Here is an 18,682-nt window from a genome sequence, read left to right as displayed (position 1 = left end):
TGATGGAGGCATCGTCACTTTGTAGGAGCGGCCTTGCGTCGCGAAAGGGCCGCAAAGCGGCCCCGGCAATTTCTGCTGCGAAGCTGAAAACCTGGGGCTGCTCCGCAGGCCTTTCGCGACGCAAGGCCGCTCCTACAGGGACCGGGTGACGGCATGGGGCCTAGCCCGGATCGCGGAAATCGGGGTGGAAATCGGCCGGTACCGCCAAGCTGATACTGTCACGGGTGGCGATGTCGATGCCTTCGCTGGCTACTTCGGCCAGGAAGTCGATCTGCTCCGGGGTGATCACGTAGGGCGGCAGGAAATACACCACACTGCCCAACGGGCGCAAGAGCGCGCCACGGCTCAGGGCATGTTCGAACACCTTCAGGCCGCGGCGCTCCTGCCAGGGGAAGGCGATCTTGCCGGCCTTGTCCTTGACCATCTCGATAGCCAGGGCCATGCCAGTCTGGCGCACTTCAGCGACGTGAGCGTGGTCGGCCAGGTGCGCGGTGGCGCTGGCCATGCGCGCCGACAAGGCCTTGTTGGCTTCGATCACGTTGTCCTGGGCGAAGATGTCCAGGGTCGCCAACGCCGCGGCGCAGGCCAGCGGGTTGCCGGTGTAGCTGTGCGAATGGAGGAAGGCGCGCAGGGTCGGGTAGTCATCGTAGAACGCCTGGTACACCTTGTCGGTGGTCAGGCAGGCGGCCAGCGGCAGGTAACCGCCGGTCAGGGCCTTGGACAGGCACAGGAAGTCCGGGCGGATGCCGGCCTGCTCGCAGGCGAACATCGTCCCGGTGCGGCCGAAGCCCACGGCGATTTCGTCGTGGATCAGGTGCACGTCGTAGCGGTCGCAGGCTTCGCGCAGCAGCTTGAGGTACACCGGGTGGTACATGCGCATGCCCCCTGCACCCTGGATCAGCGGCTCGACGATCACCGCGGCGATGGTGGCATGGTGCTCGGCCAGGGTCTGTTCCATGGCGGCGAACATGTTCCGCGAATGCTCCTCCCAGCCCATGCCTTCGGGGCGCAGGTAGCAGTCCGGGCTGGGCACCTTGATCGTGTCCAGCAGCAGGGCCTTGTAAGTTTCGGTGAACAGCGGCACGTCGCCCACCGACATGGCGGCGATGGTTTCGCCATGGTAGCTGTTGGTCAGGGTGACAAAGCGCTTCTTCTGGGGTTTGCCGGTGTTCTGCCAGTAGTGGAAGCTCATCTTCAGCGCCACTTCGATGCACGACGAGCCGTTGTCGGCGTAGAACACCCGCTCGAGGCCGGCCGGGGTCATGGCCACCAGGCGCTCGGACAGCTCGATCACCGGCTGGTGGCTGAAACCGGCGAGGATCACGTGCTCGAGCTGGTCGACCTGGTCCTTGATGCGCTGGTTGATGCGCGGGTTGGCGTGGCCGAATACATTGACCCACCAGGAACTGACCGCGTCCAGGTAGCGCTTGCCCTCGAAGTCCTCGAGCCAAACGCCTTCGCCGCGACGGATCGGGATCAGCGGCAGCTGCTCGTGGTCTTTCATCTGGGTGCAGGGGTGCCACAGGACCTTCAGGTCGCGTTGCATCCACTGATCGTTGAGGCCCATGGGCGCTTCTCCTGACAGTGCGGCTTGGTTGGACCGCGTAAGCCTAAGCAAAGCGACAGGGCAGGACAACCTTGGGGCTCATTGGCGACGGACGGGCGTCCACTTCAGGTTACGGATATGCAGCTGCGCGTGTGGCGAGGTCGACAGGGTCAGGCGGCGTAACGGCCCCGGCAGAATCTGCCACCTGGGCTCGGTGGTGTAAGCCCCGGGAACGCTGTCGATGGCGAAGTCTTCGGCCAGGGTCAGCCAGAAGAAATGGCCGGGCTGATCGGGCCGGCCAGCCTGGTTGGGCCGCTCGATCTCGAGCAGGGTCTGGGGGCACTGCTCGGCGTCGTCACAGACCGCGTAGAACTCGATGGCCAGGCTGTCGACCTCGCGGGCGAAGCTGATTTCGACATCGCATTGGCTACCGATGATCAGCTCGGTCTCCCTTTGCCCGGCAGCGGGCCAGAAACCTGTGCACAAAGAGCCATTCGACTTGATCTGCAAGCCTGACGAGGTGCGCCAGGGCTGCTTTTTCTCGAGCAATTGCGGGGACACGCTGGCGAATCGCTTCTGATAGATCATCGCGCCTCCTGGCAGGCGAATGGGGGCCAGGGCGAGCATTGACCAAACGTTGCACCGTGGGCAACTGACAAAATTACCAGTTGCCAAAAGCACTTGATGGCACTGCGGTGGCAGGGTGGGCAGAGGTGACGTATTCTTAACGCATCTGCCTCGGGGGGCGTTCCCCTCCTTTTTCCCTGATAACCCTCTTACCGGAGTTCGCCATCATGGCTGCTGCTTGGGTGCGCCTGTGCGCGTTTGTATTGATTGGGGTGTCCAGCGGCGCGACGCTGGCCAAAGACAAGACCGCGATCGTTGTCGGCGGCGGCCTGGCGGGCCTGACCGCCGCCTACGAGCTGCAAGGCAAGGGCTGGCAGGTCACCCTGCTGGAAGCCAAGCCGGGCATGGGCGGGCGCTCGGGCCTGGCCACCAGCGAATGGATCGGCAACGGCAAGAGCCAGCCGGTGCTCAACCAGTACCTGGAGCAGTTCAAGGTCGGTACGTTGCCGGCGCCGGAGTTCGTCCGCACCCCCGGTTACCTGATCGACGGCGAGTACTTCAGCGCCACCGACCTTTCCGCCAAGCAGCCGACCACTGCCGAGGCGCTCAAGCGCTACGAGAAGACCCTCGACGACCTGGCACGCTCCATCGAAGACCCGCTCAACCCAGCGGCCAACAGCACCTTGTTCGCCTTGGACCAGATGAACGTGTCCACCTGGCTCGACAAGCTGCAACTGCCGGCGACCGCCCGTCAGTTGGTCAACCAGCAGATCCGCACCCGCTACGATGAGCCGTCGCGCCTGTCGCTGCTGTACTTCGCCCAGCAGAACCGCGTCTATCGCAATATCAGCGACCGTGACCTGCGCGCCGCGCGCCTGCCGGGTGGCAGCCCAGTGCTGGCCCAGGCGTTCGTCAAGCAACTGAAGACCATCAAGACCAGCTCGCCGGTCACCTCCATCGTCCAGGACAAGGACGGGGTGACGGTCAAGGTCGGCAGCGTCGGCTACCAGGCGGACTATCTGGTGATGGCCGTGCCGCTGCGCGCCCTGGCCAAGATCCAGATGACCCCGGGCCTGGACAACCAGCACCTGGCTGCGCTCAAGGGCACCAACTACGGCTGGCGCGACCAGCTGATGCTCAAGTTCAAGAACCCGGTCTGGGAAAGCCGCGCGCGCATGTCCGGTGAGATCTTCAGCAACGCCGGCCTGGGGATGCTGTGGATCGAACCGGCGCTCAAGGGCGGGGCCAATGTGGTGATCAACCTGTCCGGCGACAATGCGCGCCTGCTGCAGGCGTTCGGCGACAAGCAGATGGTCGACCAGGTGCTGATTCGCCTGCATGCCTTCTATCCGCAAGCCCGCGGCGCGTTCACTGGCTACGAAATCCGTCGCTACAGCACCGATGCGGGTACAGGCGGTGCCTACCTGGCCTACGGGCCTGGCCAGATCAGCAAGTACTGGCGCCTGTGGGAGCGCCCGGTGCAACGCATCACCTTTGCCGGTGAGCACACCGACGCGCTCTATCCCGGCACCCTGGAAGGCGCACTGCGCAGTGGCCAGCGTGCCGCCAGCCAGGTGCAGGAGCTGGCGGCAGGCAAGTCGTTCGACCCGGTCAAGGCAGCGCCAGTGGCCGCCGCCGCTGCGGTGGGCGCTGTTGCGGCCAAGGACAAGGGTGGGTTCTTCTCCAACCTGTTCGGCGGCTCCTCCGACAAGGCACAGCCAGCACCTGCCAAGGCCGAGCCGGTCAAGACCGAAGAGGCCGCGCAGGACAAACTGGGCTTCTTCTCTCGCCTGTTCGGGGGTGACGACAAGCCACAAGCCAAGGTTGCTCCGGTCGCCAAGGCCGAAGAGGCAGCACCTGCGCCGGCCCCTGTCCAGGCTCCTGCTCCGGTAGCCCCGGTAATCGAGGCAAAGGAAGAGCCTGTCAAGCCGGCTGCTACCAAGCCAGCCTCGGCCAAGGCAGCCGCCAAGCCAGCGGCCAAGCAGGCCTCGCATAAGCCTGCGTCCAAGTCTGAGCCGGTCAAGAAAGCCACGGCCAAGTCCGAGCCTATGAAAAAGCCAGTGGTGAATAGCCAGGCTAACGCGAACTGACACCTGGCACTTCGCCGGCAAGCTGGCTCCTGCGTAGGAGCCGGCTTGCCGGCGAAATTTTGGCGCATCACCCCTCCCGGATTGGCAGCCTCCCTCTCTAGGTCTATCGTTAATGTTTCCTTAATGGGAAGGTTGCAGACTAAACATCGGATTTTTCGATTATCCGAAGCAATTTTTTCCGCTTTTCTTCGATATGTTACGCGCTAGTCTGTGCACAGCTTTCACGGGGAAATACGCCAACATGCAACTGCGCAACTCATCTTCTCGCTATGGCCTGGTCAGCATCGTCCTGCATTGGGGCGTGGCGCTGGCGGTCTTCGGCCTGTTCGGCCTGGGGTTGTGGATGGTCGGCCTGGATTACTACAGCCCCTGGCGCAAATCCGGCCCCGACCTGCACAAGAGCATTGGCCTGGTGCTGTTGGCTGTCATGCTGCTGCGCGTGCTCTGGCGTTTTGTCAGCCCGCCGCCGCCAGCACCGGCCAACCACGGCAAGGTGACCCGCCTGGCCGCCAAGCTTGGCCACCTGGCGCTGTACCTGGGGTTGTTCGCGGTGATGATCGCGGGCTACCTGATCTCCACCGCCGACGGCGTCGGCATTCCGGTGTTCGACCTGTTCGAGGTGCCGGCCTTGGTCAGCGACTTGCCAGACCAGGCCGACACCGCCGGCGTGATCCACCTGTGGCTGGCGTGGGGGCTGGTGATCTTCGCCGTCCTGCATGCACTGGCGGCACTCAAGCATCATTTCATCGACCGTGACGCGACCCTGACCCGTATGTTGGGCCGCAAAGCTTGACCCTCAACCTCAATTGCAATGGAAGGAACGTAAGGATGTTGAAAAAGACTTTTGCCGCCCTGGCGCTCGGTACCGCCCTGATTTCCGCCGGCCAGGCCATGGCCGCCGAGTACAAGATCGACAAGGAAGGCCAGCACGCGTTCGTCGACTGGAAGATCAGCCACCTGGGCTACAGCTTCATCCACGGCACCTTCAAGGATTTCGACGGTAACTTCACCTGGGACAGCGCCAAGCCCGAGGCCAGCAAGATCAGCGTCGACCTGAAGACTGCCAGCCTGTGGTCGAACCACGCCGAGCGAGACAAGCACATCGCCAGCAAAGACTTCCTGGATGTGAAAAAGTACCCGGAAGCCAAGTTCGTCTCCACCAGTGTCAAGTCGACTGGCGACAAGACCGCTGATGTAACAGGCGACCTGACCATGCACGGCGTGACCAAGCCGGTCACCTTCAAGGCTGTGTTCAATGGCGAAGGCAAGGACCCGTGGGGCGGCGAGCGTGCTGGCTTCAACGCCACCACCACCCTGAACCTGAACGACTTCGGTATCAAGGGCCCGGGCGCTACCTCGCAGACCCTGGACCTGGACATCAGCGTCGAAGGCGTGAAGCAGAAGTAATCGGTTGCACCAACAAAAACGCCGCCCAATGGGCGGCGTTTTTGTTGGTGTGTCGTACAGGTTCGCCGGCAAGCCGGCTCCTACAGGGATCCGTGTAGGAGCCGGCTTGCCGGCGAACAGGCCTCAACCCTTGCGGGTCAACAGCGCCGGGCGCTCACCCCGTGGGCGGCTTGGCAGGTCGTCCAATTGCTCGGGCGTCGGATAACGGTCGAGCTTGGATTCCTTGCGGATGATCACCGGGGTGTTCTGCGGCTCGCGCGGGTTGCGCACCGCCGGCTCCTGGCGCGCGGTGTCGTCGCGGCGGTTGCGGCCGCCGTTGTTGTCGCGACGAGCACCACCGTTACTGCCACCGCCACTGCGGGCGCGTTTTTCGCCGGAGCCCTGGTTCTGGCCCTGACGCTGCTGGCTGTTGCCACGGCCTTGACCCTGACCTTGACCACCGCCGCTACGCTGACCGTTGCCCTGACCCTGCCCGGCATTGCCGCCCGGGCGGCGGTTGCGGCCCTGGTTCTTGGCGTTCTGGTAGGGGCTGACGTAGTCGGCGCGGTTACCGAAATTGTCGACATCGTCGTCCAGAAACTCTTCCGGATCACGGTCGGCAGGTGCCGATGGCGTTGCTTTCTGGCCCTGGGAAGCTTGCTGCTGGCGCGGCTTCTTGTCACGCGGCTTGCGTTGCTGGCCTTGCTGCTGCTTGTCGCCGGACTTTTCCTTGTCGGCCTGCTTCTCGGCGGCAGGCTTCTGCTTGCCTTTGTCCTTGCCCTTGTCCTTGCGCCCGCCACTGCCTTCCTTGCCGCCTTCGCCGCGAGGTTGCTGGTTGCGGCCTCCGCGGCCGTTGTTCTGCTGGCGTTCGCGGACTTCCGGCTTCTCCGCCTCGACGGTCGATGCGTCAAAGCCCATCAGATCGCCATCGGGGATCTTCTGCTTGGTGACGCGCTCGATGCTCTTGAGTAGCTTCTCTTCGTCCGGCGCGACCATCGAGATGGCCTCGCCCGAGCGACCGGCACGGCCGGTACGGCCAATGCGGTGCACATAGTCTTCCTCGACGTTGGGCAGTTCGAAGTTGACCACGTGGGGCAACTGGTCGATGTCCAGGCCGCGGGCGGCGATATCGGTGGCGACCAGCACACGCACGGTGTTGGCCTTGAAGTCGGCCAGGGCCTTGGTGCGCGCGTTCTGACTCTTGTTGCCGTGGATCGCGGCGGCGGTCAGGCCGTGCTTCTCCAGATACTCGGCCAGGCGGTTGGCGCCATGCTTGGTGCGAGTGAACACCAGCACCTGTTCCCAGGCACCCAGGGTGATCAGGTGCGCCAGCAGCGCACGCTTGTGGCTGGCCGGCAGGCGATAGACGCGCTGCTCGATACGCTCGACCGTGGTGTTCGGCGGCGTGACCTCGATACGCTCGGGGTTGTGCAGCAGCTTGTCGGCCAGGTCGGTGATGTCTTTGGAGAAGGTGGCCGAGAACAGCAGGTTCTGGCGCTTGGCTGGCAGGCGCGCGAGCACTTTCTTGACATCGTGGATGAAGCCCATGTCGAGCATGCGGTCGGCTTCGTCCAGGACCAGGATCTCGACGCGGGAGAGGTCGACGCTGCCTTGGCCGGCCAGGTCGAGCAGGCGGCCTGGGCAGGCGACCAGCACGTCGACGCCCTTGGCCATGGCCTGGACCTGCGGGTTCATGCCGACGCCGCCGAAGATGCAGGCACTGATGAAATTCAGGTCGCGGGCATAGACCTTGAAGCTGTCGTGCACTTGGGCTGCCAGCTCGCGGGTTGGCGTGAGCACCAGCACGCGCGGCTGGCGCGGGCCATGGCGTTGCGACTTGTCGGGGTGGCCACCTGGGAACAGGCGCTCGAGAATCGGAAGCGCGAAGCCGCCGGTTTTACCAGTACCTGTCTGGGCGGCAACCATCAGGTCGCGGCCTTGCAACACGGCGGGAATGGCCCGCTGTTGCACCGGAGTGGGCTGGGTATAGCCCGCAGCCTCGATAGCGCGGACAAGAGCCTCGGAGAGACCGAGGGAAGCAAAGGACATGGGCAATCCTGTTCTCGTGGGGGCTGGGCCCGATGGGGTGTTCTGCCTGGCGCGACGGGCATCGGAGGGATGCGATCGCGTCCGGTCCAGCTGGGCTTTCACGGTGCATCCGGGAAACGCTTGGCGGGCATCATGGAGATGCTGCCGTCGTTTGGGATGCCTGTGGTGAGGCCGAGCGTCCGGGCGTGAGCCTGGCGGGAAGGCCCGAGTATAACAGAGCAATCAGCGCGTGCTGCGTTCCTGCTGCTCAACGGTGACAGGAAAGTTATCCAGGTTGTCATAGCGCAAGGCGATGGCGGCGTAGGCCGGCTCCTGCTTGAAGCGCCGCAGTTCGTCCGAGAACGCCTTGGCCAGTTGCTCTCGGCCCGGTTTGCGCGCCAGTCCCAGGTACTGTTGGCGACGGCTTATGACAATGGGGAGGGCCTCGACCGTCTGCTCCATGCCGAGTTGCCGGCTCAGGAAGCGGCCGACCCGGCGATCGGTCACCAGCAGGTCGATGCGCCCCAGTGCCAGCTTGCCGAAATTGGCTTCCTGAGTCGGGGCCGATTCGCGGCGAAACAACGCTGAATTATCGAAGGCATCACCATAGTTGTAGCCCGGTGAGGTCCCTACGGTCAGGCCGGCCAGGTCTTCGGGGCGTTCGATGGCGTGGCGCCGGGCACGGGCCTGGTACAGGATGAACTCGACATCCGACATGGGCTCGTCCGGATAGATCAGATAGCCCTGACGCGATTCGACCCGAAAAGTATCCATCACGCCGTCAGCCAGCCCTTGCTGGATCATCGCCATGCAGCGCTTCCAGGGCAGGAATTCCCACTCCACCTCGACACCAAGGCGTTTGAATACCTCATTGGTGACTTCGTAGTCGATGCCTTTGGCCTGGGCATTTACCTGGTAGAGGTAAGGGGCCCAGTCGTCACTGACGATACGCAGCCGCTCACTGTGTGCCTGGGGGCTCAGGCATATGAGCAACAGAAGGCCGGCAGGGCGCAGGAGTGAGAGCAGGGCGCGTGTCAGAGGCAAGGTCGGTGTCCCTGCGGTGGCGTGCCCGGCATGTCGATCAGGCCTTCTGCTGCTGGAGCAGCCGCAGGGTCACGGGCAGCTTGCCGTAGGGTGCAGGGTCGTCGGTGTAGACCAGATTGCCCATGGTCTCGCTCGGCCGTGGATGGGACGGGGCGCTGACAATGCTGAAGCAAGCCTCCTGGTGGTAGGTGGACGCACCGAATGCCAGGTAGACAAGCTGAGGCGTGGCGGTTGGAGAGGGCTGCATGCTGGCCGCTAACCTATTGCGAGGCAAAATTGAAGAAGGCTTTAGCCTAAGCCAAAGCCTTCTTCATAGCTCGAAATAATTATTACTGGGAAATACCTTCAGCGCGGCAGCTTCAGGTTGTTCCAGATAGCCAGGCTCGGCTCGGCCTGGTTGAGGGTGTAGAAGTGCAGGCCAGGGGCGCCGCCTTGAAGCAATTGCTCGCACATGCGAGTGATCACTTCCTCGCCGAAGGCCTGGATGCTGGCGGTGTCGTCGGCATAGGCTTCCAGCTGCTTGCGGATCCAGCGCGGGATCTCTGCACCGCAGGCGTCGGAAAACCGCGCCAGCTTGTTGTAGTTGGTGATCGGCATGATGCCGGGCACCACCGGGATGTCCACGCCCAGCTTCTGCGCACGCTCGACGAAGTAGAAGTAGCTGTCGGCGTTGAAGAAGTACTGGGTGATGGCGCTGTCAGCACCGGCCTTGACCTTGTGCGCGAAGTTGGCCAGGTCCACTTCGAAGTTGCGCGCCTGGGGGTGCATCTCCGGGTAGGCAGCGACTTCCAGGTGGAAGTGGTTGCCGGTTTCCTGGCGGATGAACTCGACCAGGTCGCTGGCGTAGCGCAGCTCGCCGCTGGCCATGCCCATGCCGGAGGGCAGGTCGCCGCGCAGGGCGACGATGCGCTTGATGCCGGCGGCCTTGTATTCGGCGAGCAGGGCGCGCAGGTCGTCCTTGCTGTCACCCACGCACGACAGGTGCGGCGCTGCGGGGACCTTCACTTCGCTCTCCAGCTGCAGCACGGTGTTGAGCGTGCGGTCGCGGGTCGAGCCACCGGCACCGTAGGTGCAGGAGAAGAAGTCCGGGTTGTAGCTGGCCAGCTGGCGGGCGACGCCCATCAGCTTTTCATGGCCGGCGTCGGTCTTGGTGGGGAAGAACTCGAAACTGTAGCGGCGTTCTTGTGACATCTCTGGTTCCTTGGACAGCGAACACTGGGCAGCTGCCTGCAAATAAAAGCCAGGACGGTGGGGGCCGGCCTGGCTCGGACATCGGTTCGAAACGTTGCCAGCCAGTGCCCGGCGAGGTACCGGGTACTGGCAACCCGCCGCTTAGTAGCGGTAGGCGTCCGGCTTGAACGGACCTTCGACGGTCACACCGATGTACTCAGCCTGTTGCGGGGTCAGCTGAGTGACCACGCCACCAAAGCCGCGGACCATTTCCAGGGCCACTTCTTCGTCCAGCTTCTTCGGCAGCACTTCCACGGTCAGGCGCTCGGCCTTCTTCGCGGCTGGCAGTTCGGCGAACTTCTGCTCGAACAGGAAGATCTGGGCCAGGACCTGGTTGGCGAACGAGCCGTCCATGATGCGGCTCGGGTGGCCGGTGGCGTTGCCCAGGTTCACCAGGCGGCCTTCGGCCAGCAGGATCAGGTAGTCGTCGTTCTGCGGGTCGAAGGTGCCGGCGCCGGTGCGGTGGATCTTGTGCACCTGTGGCTTGACCTCTTCCCACGCCCAGTGCTTGCGCATGAAGGCGGTGTCGATCTCGTTGTCGAAGTGGCCGATGTTGCAGACTACGGCGCGCTTCTTCAGGGCCTTGAGCATGTTGGCGTCGCAGACGTTGACGTTACCGGTAGTGGTGACGATCAGGTCGATGCGGCCCAGCAGGTCCTTGTTGATGCCGGCTTCGGTACCGGTGTTGATACCGTCCTTGAACGGCGAGACGACTTCGAAGCCGTCCATGCAGGCCTGCATGGCGCAGATCGGGTCGACTTCGGTGACCTTGACGATCATGCCTTCCTGGCGCAGGGACTGGGCCGAGCCCTTGCCCACGTCGCCGTAGCCGATCACCAGGGCCTGCTTGCCCGACAGCAGGTGGTCGGTGCCGCGCTTGATGGCGTCGTTCAGGCTGTGACGGCAGCCGTACTTGTTGTCGTTCTTGCTCTTGGTGACCGAGTCGTTGACGTTGATCGCCGGGACTTTCAGCTCGCCCTTGGCCAGCATGTCCAGCAGGCGGTGCACGCCAGTGGTGGTCTCTTCGGTCACGCCGTGGATCTTCTCCAGCATGGCCGGGTATTTCTTGTGCAGGATTTCGGTGAGGTCGCCACCGTCGTCCAGGACCATGTTGGCGTCCCAAGGCTGACCGTCCTTCAGGATGGTCTGCTCGATGCACCACTCGTATTCCTGCTCGGTTTCACCTTTCCAGGCGAACACCGGGATACCGGCGGCAGCGATGGCGGCGGCGGCCTGGTCTTGAGTGGAGAAGATGTTGCAGGACGACCAGCGTACTTCAGCGCCCAGGGCAACCAGGGTTTCGATCAGCACGGCGGTCTGGATGGTCATGTGGATGCAGCCGATGATCTTCGCGCCCTTGAGCGGTTGCTCGGCTTGGTACTTGCGGCGCAGGCCCATCAGCGCGGGCATTTCCGATTCGGCGATGATGACTTCCTTGCGGCCCCAGTCGGCCAGGGAGATGTCGGCGACCTTGAAGTCGGAAAAACCAGCAGGCGTGTTTACAGCGCTCATTGAGAGCCTCCATTCGTAGTGTGCGAATGGGCGCCGTTGTGCGTTGAGCGTCCGCTGCGCGGACAACGCCCCGACCGAGCCTGACAGGACGAACCTGCTGCAGCGCCCCTCGGCCGGGTGGCGGGAACGGCGGCCGCAGGGGCCACCGTCGAAAGTGCCGGGCGATTATAGCGGGGCTTTCGATGCATCCCAAGCGCTAAACAGCACAGATGGGCTCACTGAGGGCGGCCGTTGGTCCGCAATGCAAGACGCAGGGTGAGGTGGGCCATGGGCTCGCAGCCCTGGGCGAGCACCATGACCTGCCAGGTCAGCGCGAACTCGCCCGGTGTGTCGCACTGGATACGCCAGTGATAAGTATCGACCAGGCAGCTTTCCGGTTGCAGGGGCGCCGAGGCATCGGGGAGCGCCAGGCGCAGGTTGCGTTGTTCGATCAGCTCGATGTCCAGCGGCGGTTCGCTGGCGGGGCTGTGGCTGAACAGCATTTCTTCACCGAGCAGCGCCACCGGGATCACCTTGAGGAGCAGGGTGTCTCCGGTCGCCACGTCCAGTGCTGGAGAGTCGAGAAGCAGGGTTTCTTCCGATGTCGGGCGGGTGTGCAGGATGCACAGGTGCCGGGGATCGAGTTCGGCGGGTGCGTCGGGGTCGTCGGGGAGTTGCGCGAAGGCCTCCAGCAGGCCCCGGGTGTCGACGATCAGCAGCAAGTGATGGGGGGAATTCTCCGTAGTCATGATGCGCTCCTTCCTTGAGCACCAACGATAGGTCCGGGTACAGGCGCGCACCGCCGGCCCCAGGCTCGGCGGTGCGCGGCGTGGATCAGTTGGTGATGGTGATGAACGGATCCCATTCGAAGTAGCCGCAGCACTTGCAGTCACGGTCGATGATCATGAACTTGAAGTGGTAGGTGACCTTGCCCTGCGCGAGCAGGTCGCCGCGCCAGTAGTAGTTTTCGTTGACCTGGCAGGTTGGCACGGTCTTGTTGTTGGCGTTCGGTACGGCGGTCTGCACCTTGGCCTTGAGCGCGCGCGGATCCTCCAGCAGTTGATGGTTCGGATCGTCCGATACGAACCCATAGAGGATCACCGACTGCTCGAAGCCGAACGAGATGCTCTGCTCGCGCCAGCGGACCACATCGCCTACCCGACCTTTCAGGTGCAATTCACCCCCGGCCTGGCCGGAGATGACGTTGTCCTGGTAGGTGACCATGTAGATATGTTCCGGCGGGATGAACGTGGGCTTGTTCGGGTCCTTGCTCGCGTTGGGGAACTTCTTGAGGATGGTTTCGGTGTCGAAGTTGATGCTGACATCAATGATTCTGGACATAGTGGATTCCCTTTCACTGATTTCGAGTAGGTCAATGGTGAGCCTCAGTCGCTCTCCACTGGCACTGCCCGGAGCCTCGCTTCCCGCGAATGCCGGTCTCGCCGCGCCGTATGCCAAGTTCCGGTTGTCCGACCACTTGGAGTGATCTGCGGATCACAGGATCAGGCTAGATCCGTGGGGGTGGGTGTCAAACGGCGGCCTGCGGATACTGACCAATGGTCGTAGGGCGTGGACATGGTTGACGCAAGTCAATGGGACTACCATGTAGGGCGTGGCCGGGCCGGCTGATCCGCCGCCCCGCCGCTCGACGTTCATGAGGCCACCGGCCAGGAGTACAGATGAACTTTCACACCCGCAAATGGGTAAAACCCGAAGACCTCAACCCCAATGGCACGTTGTTCGGCGGCAGCCTGCTGCGCTGGATCGACGAGGAGGCGGCGATCTACGCCATCGTCCAGCTGGGCAACCAGCGCGTGGTGACCAAGTACATTTCCGAGATCAACTTCGTCAGCGCCTCGCGCCAGGGCGACATCATCGAGCTGGGCATCACCGCCACCGCGTTCGGTCGCACCTCCATCACCCTCAAGTGCGAAGTGCGCAACAAGATCACCCGCAAGGCCATTCTGACCGTCGACAAGATGGTCTTCGTCAACCTGGGCGAGGATGGCCAGCCGGCACCGCACGGGCGTACCGAGATCAAGTACATCCAGGACCAGTTCCCGGACAGCGCCGTCGAATAAGCGCCGCAAGGGAAGTAGGAGCCAGCCTTGCTGGCGAACCCCAGGCACCGCGGTGCATGGCACCGGCCATGCCGGTGTTCGCCGGCAAGGCCGGCTCCTACGCCGCGCGTCATTCGGCCGGTTGGCTCACCTTGCGCACCACTTTTCCTACTGTCAAACCCTGCACCAGGATCGACGACAGCACCACGATGTAGGTGATCGACAGCAGCAGGTCGCGCTCATCGCCCTGCGGCAACGACAGCGCCAGGGCCACCGACACGCCACCGCGCAAGCCACCCCAGGTCAGCACGCGAATGGTGCCCTGGGGCACGCTGCGCCAGCGGCGCAGCAAGACGATGGCCGGCGCCACGGTCAGCAGGCGCGAGGCCAGCACCGCCACCGCCAGCACGCCACCAGCCGCCAGGTGCAGCCAGTTGAACGGCAGCAGCAACAGTTCCAGGCCGATCAGCGCGAACAGCAGGGCATTGAGCATGTCGTCGATCAGTTCCCAGAAACCGTCCATGTAGCGGCGGGTCATGTCGTTCATCGCCAGGTTGCGCCCCAGGTTGCCGATGATCAGGCCGGCCACCACCATGGCGATCGGCGCCGAGACGTGCAGCTCGTAGCACATCGCCGAGCCACCGATGACCAGCGCCAGGGTCAGCATGACCTCGACCTGGTATTGCTCGACGCTCTTGATCATGCGGTAGGTGGCGTAGCCGATCAGGCCACCGAAGACGATGCCACCGATGGCTTCGCGGGCGAACAGGGTGGCGGTGTCGGCGATGCTTGGGGTTTCACCCAGCTGGATGATGCCCAGCAACACGGTGAACACCACCACCGCGGTGCCGTCATTGAACAGCGACTCACCGACGATGGTGGTCTTCAGCGGTTTCGAGGCATTGGCGGTACGCAGGGCGCCCAGCACGGCAATCGGGTCGGTCGGCGAGATCAGCGCGCCGAACAGCAGGCAGTAGATCAGCGGCACGTTCCAGCCGAACAGGGCGAACACCCAGTGCGCCAGGTAGCCGATCACCACGGTGGCGATCAGCACGCCCAGCGTGGCCAGCAGGCCGATCGGCCAGCGGTAGCTGCGCAGGTCGGCGAGGTTGACGTGCAGGGCGCCGGCGAACAGCAGGAACGACAGCATCCAGTGCATCAGCAGGTCATTGAAGTCGATCTGGTTCATCAAGCCTTCGACGCGCTCTTCCAGGCCGGGGAAGCCGATCAGGCTCAGGCCCTGGAGCAGCAGGGAAAACAGCAGTGCGGTGACCATCACGCCAATGGCCGGCGGCAGGCCGATAAAGCGGTAGTTCACGTAGGTGAGGAGGGTGGTGAGGCAGATAAACGCGGCAACTAATTCAAGCATCCCGAATCCTGTGACAGTGGCTTCCAAGTCGTTACCCGAGTGAACCGGGCAGTTCTTTGATGATCTGACGCGGCACCCGGGACACACCTTATGACCGGAATTACCGAATTCGTTCCGCCCCCCCCTTGTAGGAGCCGGCTTGCCGGCGAACCCGCCGTGACGCTATATAGTGATCGCCTCTCATCGGCCTCAAGGACCCAAAGGCGTGTTGGCAACCTCCCTGGTTCTGGTCGCGGCCCTGCTGCACGCCACCTGGAACACCCTGATCAAATTCAGCGCCGAACGCCTGCTGGTCATCGCCAGCATGGATCTGGTCGCGCTGGTTTTCGCGGTACTGGCCGTGGCCTTCGTCGACTTTCCCCCGGCCAGCATCTGGCCTTGGCTGCTGGCGTCGGCGCTTGCCGAACAGCTGTATCGCTACCTGTTGATAAAAGCCTACAAAGTGGGTGACCTGGGCCTGGTCTATCCGCTGATGCGCGGCCTGTCGCCATTGGTCGTGCTGGGGCTGACCCTTGCCTTTGCCGGCGAGTCGCTCAGCCAGCAACAGATCATCGGCATCCTGCTGATCCCGTGTGGCATGGCCTGCCTGTTGTGGCAAGGCGGGGGCGGTGATCGCCTGCCTTGGTCGATGCTGCCGGTGGTGGCGCTGATCGGCCTGTGTATCGGCTGCTACACGTGGTTCGATGGCCAGGCCGTGCGCCTGTGGGGTAAGCCCATGGACTACCTGGTATGGCTGACCCTGCTCAGTGCCTGGCCGTTCCCGCTGCTGGCCGGCGTCGCCCGCCGCCCGCAGTTCGCGCTGTTCTGGCGCACCCAGTGGCGGTTGGGGCTGGCCGTGGGGCTGTGCGTGCTGCTGAGCTACGCTCTGGTGCTGTGGGCCATGCACCTGGGTTCTGTGGCCGAAGCGGCGGCGTTGCGCGAGCTGAGCGTGATCCTTGTGGTGCTGCTGGGCATGCGTTACCTCAAAGAACCTTTTGGCGGGCCGAGACTCCTAGCTTGCGGGCTGGTGCTGGCAGGCATGCTGGTGATGAAGCTCTGAACCTATTCCCTTTGAACAAGGAGTCCTGTGCATGACCGTAGCCCTGTGGTGCATCCTGATCGCGCTGGTCCTGCCGCCGCTTTGTGCATTGATTGCCAAGGCGGGCAGCGGCCGCTTCGGGCTGAAGGACAATCACGATCCGCGCGCGTTCCTCGACAAACTCTCCGGTCTGCCACGGCGTGCCCACGCCGCGCAGCAGAACGGCTACGAGGCGTTTCCGGCGTTTGCCGCGGCGGTGCTGGTGGCCGATATCGTCGGCAACGCCGAGCAGGTGACCCAGGATGTGCTGGCGGTGCTGTATATCACCAGCCGCCTGCTCTACATCATCTGCTATCTGGCGGACTGGGCGGCGTTGCGCTCGCTGGTGTGGTTTGCCGGGCTGGCGTTGATCGTGTCGTTCTTCGTGGTGTCCATTTGACCTGAGAAAATCAGTCGGTTTGCGCTGATTTTTGTAGGAGCGGCCTTGCCGAGGCGTCGGACCGGCCGGAACGGGGCGCGCAGCGGCCCCACATTTTCAGCCTCGCAGCAGACATTGCCGGGCCCGCTCCGCGGGCCTTTCGCGGCACAAGGCCGCTCCTACAGGATGCATACGGCCATCAAGGAACCTTGGGTACCTCTGGCAGTGGCTTTCCCTTGGGCCACAGCATCCAGATCTGCCCCTGCTGCTTCATGTTGCCGGCCAGCTCGCCAGCCTCTGCTCCCGTACCCCAGAACAGGTCCGCACGCACCTCGCCGGTGATGGCACCACCGGTATCCTGCGCACCCACCGGGCGCACTACCGGCGAACCGTCGGGGCGTGTGGTGGAGAGCCATAGCAGGCTGCCCAGTGGAATCACCTTGCGATCAATGGCCACGCTGTAACCTGCGGTCAACGGCACGTTGAGCGACCCGCGCGGGCCTTCGTTGCTGTCTGGGCGAGTGCCGAAGAAGACATAGCTGGGGTTGCTGGCCAGCAGTTCCGGCACACGTTGCGGGTTGGCCTGGGCCCAGGCGTGGATGGCGCCCATGCTCACATCCTCTTTCTTGAGCTGGCCCTGCTCGATCAGCCAGCGGCCGATCGGTCGATAGGGGTGGCCGTTTTGGTCGGCATAACCCAGGCGCAGCTGCCGTCCGCCTTCCAGCTGGATGCGCCCCGAGCCCTGGATCTGCAGGAACTGCAAGTCCATCGGGTCGGTCAGCCAGGCCAGCACGGGGGCTTTGGCGCCCTCGCGGTTGATCACCTCGGCGGTGTCGTAGGGCTTGAGCACGCGACCTTCGAGGCGCCCGCGCAGGCGCTTGCCCTTGAGCTCGGGGTACACGCTGGCCAAGTCGACCACGATCATGTCCTCGGGAACGCCATACACCGGAACGTGAGCGGCTTCGGTACGGGTCAGGCTGCCGGGGTAGACCGGTTCGTAGTAACCGGTGATCAGGCCGTTGGCATTGTTCTCGGCAGAGCGCAGGCCGTGGACCTGCAGGTTCTGCTGCAGGAAGGCGCGTACCTGGGCGGGGTCTGGCGCGACACCGGCGGCAGCCGTGCAGGTTTCAGCCCAGACCGGGTCGCGGGTGAGTTTCTCGCAGCCATTGCGCCAGGCCTGGAAACCGGCCAGCAGATCGTTGTCGCTGACCGTGGGCAGGTCTTGCCAGGTGGCGTTGGCATAGGTGGCAATGGCATGGGGTTCGGGCTTGGCGTTCTCGCCGCCATTGCAGCCGGCCAAGAGGGCCAAGGCCGGGATTGCCCAGATGAGATGGCGCATTACAGATGTCATGAATGTGATCCTGATACGGGGGAAGATGAAAAATCGCCCCTGTTTTCTGTGTGGCTATTGGTCTTTGCCCGACAGGCGGTGATACTGACCGCCCGTTTTGCCAGGCCGAAGTGACCGTGATGTTCAAGCGATTGACCGTAGTTCTGCTCGCCGCCCTTGCCCTGAGTGCCTGTGACCGCGTTGACCCAAACTCGCCGCTGGGCCAGCGCAAGGCCATTTTCAAGGCGATGCTCAAGACCAGTGAAGACATGGGCGGCATGCTGCGTGGCCGCTTGCCGTTCGATGGCGCGAAGTTCGCTGATGGGGCGGTGAAGCTCGATGGTCTGTCCCATCAGCCCTGGCAGCATTTCCCGCAAGTGCGTGACGAGGGTGACAGCAGTGCGCGGCCGGAAGTCTGGGAGCGTCAGGTCAGGTTCCAGGACCTGGCCCGCCAATTGGAGGGTGTTACCGGCGAGCTGGTCGAAGTGACCCGCACCCAGCCGCTGGACGTTGCACAGATGAAGGCGCCGATGGACAAGGTCGAGGCGGCGTGCAAGGCCTGTCATAACGAGTTTCGCAATCATTGAAGGAGCAGAGTCCTCTGTAGGAGCGGCTTTGGCCGCGATGCAGACGGCACGGTGTGCGGCACCCGCTTCGCGGGTGATCGCGGCTGAAACCGCTCCTACAGTGATCGTGTGAGGGTTAACGCTCCAATTCGTCCACGGCTTCCTGCAACTCCTTCTTCGCCTCGGCGAGCTTGTCCTTGCGCTTGTTGATCTTCTCCGCGTCACCTTTCTTCATCGCCTTGTCCAGATCCTTGGTGCGCTGGTTCACTTCATGACGGGCGTCGAGCACCTTCTGTTCACGCTCCTTGCGCAGGCCCACATCGGTGCAGTGTTCGGTGACTTCGGCCAGGGCTTTTTCAAGCCCGGCCTGCTGGTCGCTGTTGCCATGGGCGCGGGCCTGCTCGATCTGCTCGCTGATGGCCTGGCGTTTGGCCGCGCAGCCGGTCAGCACAGGTTGCTCCTCGGCGGCCAGCGCGGTCTGGGCGGTCAGGCCGAGCAAGGCGGACAGTGCGATGGACGAGAGCAGTTTCATCAGGGAC

Annotated in this window: 19 protein-coding genes and 1 riboswitch; of the genes, 7 read left to right on the top strand and 12 right to left on the bottom strand. The window is 63.6% G+C overall.

Going from position 1 to position 18,682, the window contains the following annotated elements; all coding sequences use genetic code 11:
• Positions 1-160: 160 nt before the first annotated feature.
• Positions 161-1,567, bottom strand: coding sequence for an adenosylmethionine--8-amino-7-oxononanoate transaminase (locus PSEEN_RS23330; protein ID WP_011536040.1), 1,407 nt, complete (start codon positions 1,565-1,567; stop codon positions 161-163).
• A 78-nt stretch (positions 1,568-1,645) separates the two neighbouring features.
• Positions 1,646-2,134, bottom strand: coding sequence for a hypothetical protein (locus tag PSEEN_RS23325; protein ID WP_011536039.1), 489 nt, complete (start codon positions 2,132-2,134; stop codon positions 1,646-1,648).
• Between the two features lie 206 nt (positions 2,135-2,340).
• Here PSEEN_RS23325 and PSEEN_RS23320 point away from each other — a divergent pair, with 206 nt between their 5' ends.
• The 3 genes from PSEEN_RS23320 to PSEEN_RS23310 all read left to right on the top strand — a co-directional run bounded on the left by PSEEN_RS23320 (position 2,341) and on the right by PSEEN_RS23310 (position 5,610).
• A complete protein-coding gene (locus tag PSEEN_RS23320) occupies positions 2,341-4,203 on the top strand; it encodes a flavin monoamine oxidase family protein (RefSeq protein ID WP_011536038.1) in 1,863 nt (620 codons plus the stop codon).
• A 241-nt stretch (positions 4,204-4,444) separates the two neighbouring features.
• Entirely contained in the window at positions 4,445-4,996 is a 552-nt protein-coding gene (locus PSEEN_RS23315; protein WP_011536037.1) for a cytochrome b, read from the top strand.
• Positions 4,997-5,031: 35 nt separating this feature from the next.
• Complete coding sequence (locus PSEEN_RS23310) at positions 5,032-5,610, top strand: YceI family protein (protein ID WP_011536036.1); 579 nt, start codon at positions 5,032-5,034, stop codon at positions 5,608-5,610.
• 123 nt (positions 5,611-5,733) lie between these two features.
• Here PSEEN_RS23310 and PSEEN_RS23305 read toward each other — a convergent pair whose 3' ends face one another.
• The 7 genes from PSEEN_RS23305 to PSEEN_RS23275 form a co-directional block, all read right to left on the bottom strand.
• Entirely contained in the window at positions 5,734-7,638 is a 1,905-nt protein-coding gene (locus PSEEN_RS23305; protein ID WP_011536035.1) for an RNA helicase RhlE2, read from the bottom strand.
• Positions 7,639-7,860: 222 nt separating this feature from the next.
• Positions 7,861-8,661, bottom strand: coding sequence for a substrate-binding periplasmic protein (locus PSEEN_RS23300; RefSeq protein ID WP_011536034.1), 801 nt, complete (start codon positions 8,659-8,661; stop codon positions 7,861-7,863).
• A gap of 37 nt (positions 8,662-8,698) precedes the next feature.
• Complete coding sequence (locus PSEEN_RS23295) at positions 8,699-8,908, bottom strand: hypothetical protein (RefSeq protein WP_011536033.1); 210 nt, start codon at positions 8,906-8,908, stop codon at positions 8,699-8,701.
• Positions 8,909-9,006: 98 nt separating this feature from the next.
• Positions 9,007-9,852, bottom strand: a complete 846-nt coding sequence (metF, locus tag PSEEN_RS23290) for a methylenetetrahydrofolate reductase [NAD(P)H] (protein ID WP_011536032.1) — start codon at positions 9,850-9,852, stop codon at positions 9,007-9,009.
• A 141-nt stretch (positions 9,853-9,993) separates the two neighbouring features.
• Positions 9,994-11,403 carry an adenosylhomocysteinase gene (gene ahcY / locus PSEEN_RS23285; RefSeq protein ID WP_011536031.1) on the bottom strand — a complete coding sequence of 470 codons (1,410 nt, stop codon included), beginning with the start codon at positions 11,401-11,403 and terminating at the stop codon, positions 9,994-9,996.
• 21 nt (positions 11,404-11,424) lie between these two features.
• A riboswitch (S-adenosyl-L-homocysteine riboswitch) is annotated at positions 11,425-11,520 on the bottom strand.
• 98 nt (positions 11,521-11,618) lie between these two features.
• Entirely contained in the window at positions 11,619-12,131 is a 513-nt protein-coding gene (locus tag PSEEN_RS23280) for a hypothetical protein (RefSeq protein WP_011536030.1), read from the bottom strand.
• An 85-nt stretch (positions 12,132-12,216) separates the two neighbouring features.
• Positions 12,217-12,723: an inclusion body family protein gene (locus PSEEN_RS23275; protein ID WP_011536029.1), complete on the bottom strand. Its 507-nt coding sequence runs from the start codon at positions 12,721-12,723 to the stop codon at positions 12,217-12,219.
• A 338-nt stretch (positions 12,724-13,061) separates the two neighbouring features.
• Here PSEEN_RS23275 and PSEEN_RS23270 point away from each other — a divergent pair, with 338 nt between their 5' ends.
• On the top strand, positions 13,062-13,463 hold the full coding sequence (locus PSEEN_RS23270; RefSeq protein ID WP_011536028.1) for an acyl-CoA thioesterase: 402 nt from the start codon (positions 13,062-13,064) through the stop codon (positions 13,461-13,463).
• Between the two features lie 109 nt (positions 13,464-13,572).
• Here PSEEN_RS23270 and PSEEN_RS23265 read toward each other — a convergent pair whose 3' ends face one another.
• Positions 13,573-14,811: a cation:proton antiporter gene (locus PSEEN_RS23265; RefSeq protein ID WP_011536027.1), complete on the bottom strand. Its 1,239-nt coding sequence runs from the start codon at positions 14,809-14,811 to the stop codon at positions 13,573-13,575.
• Positions 14,812-15,016: 205 nt separating this feature from the next.
• On the opposite strand from PSEEN_RS23265, the gene PSEEN_RS23260 reads away from it, so the two are divergent.
• Both PSEEN_RS23260 and PSEEN_RS23255 read left to right on the top strand, forming a co-directional pair.
• Positions 15,017-15,850 carry a DMT family transporter gene (locus PSEEN_RS23260; protein ID WP_011536026.1) on the top strand — a complete coding sequence of 278 codons (834 nt, stop codon included), beginning with the start codon at positions 15,017-15,019 and terminating at the stop codon, positions 15,848-15,850.
• Positions 15,851-15,881: 31 nt separating this feature from the next.
• On the top strand, positions 15,882-16,268 hold the full coding sequence (locus PSEEN_RS23255) for an MAPEG family protein (RefSeq protein ID WP_011536025.1): 387 nt from the start codon (positions 15,882-15,884) through the stop codon (positions 16,266-16,268).
• Positions 16,269-16,446: 178 nt separating this feature from the next.
• On the opposite strand, the gene mltA is transcribed toward PSEEN_RS23255, so the two are convergent.
• Complete coding sequence (gene mltA, locus PSEEN_RS23250) at positions 16,447-17,598, bottom strand: murein transglycosylase A (protein ID WP_011536024.1); 1,152 nt, start codon at positions 17,596-17,598, stop codon at positions 16,447-16,449.
• Between the two features lie 119 nt (positions 17,599-17,717).
• Between mltA and PSEEN_RS23245 the strand changes: the two genes are divergently transcribed.
• The gene (locus PSEEN_RS23245; RefSeq protein ID WP_044488514.1) at positions 17,718-18,164 is read left to right on the top strand and encodes a c-type cytochrome; all 447 of its coding nucleotides are present in this window, start codon (positions 17,718-17,720) and stop codon (positions 18,162-18,164) included.
• A gap of 115 nt (positions 18,165-18,279) precedes the next feature.
• Here the strand turns inward: PSEEN_RS23245 and PSEEN_RS23240 are convergent, their stop codons facing one another.
• Complete coding sequence (locus PSEEN_RS23240) at positions 18,280-18,675, bottom strand: DUF1090 domain-containing protein (protein WP_011536022.1); 396 nt, start codon at positions 18,673-18,675, stop codon at positions 18,280-18,282.
• Positions 18,676-18,682: the final 7 nt, after the last annotated feature.

This window comes from Pseudomonas entomophila L48 (assembly GCF_000026105.1).
In the GTDB taxonomy this organism is placed as follows: domain Bacteria; phylum Pseudomonadota; class Gammaproteobacteria; order Pseudomonadales; family Pseudomonadaceae; genus Aquipseudomonas; species Aquipseudomonas entomophila.
Note: the sequence above shows the minus strand (reverse complement) of the source record. Positions and strands in the feature narration are given on the sequence as shown.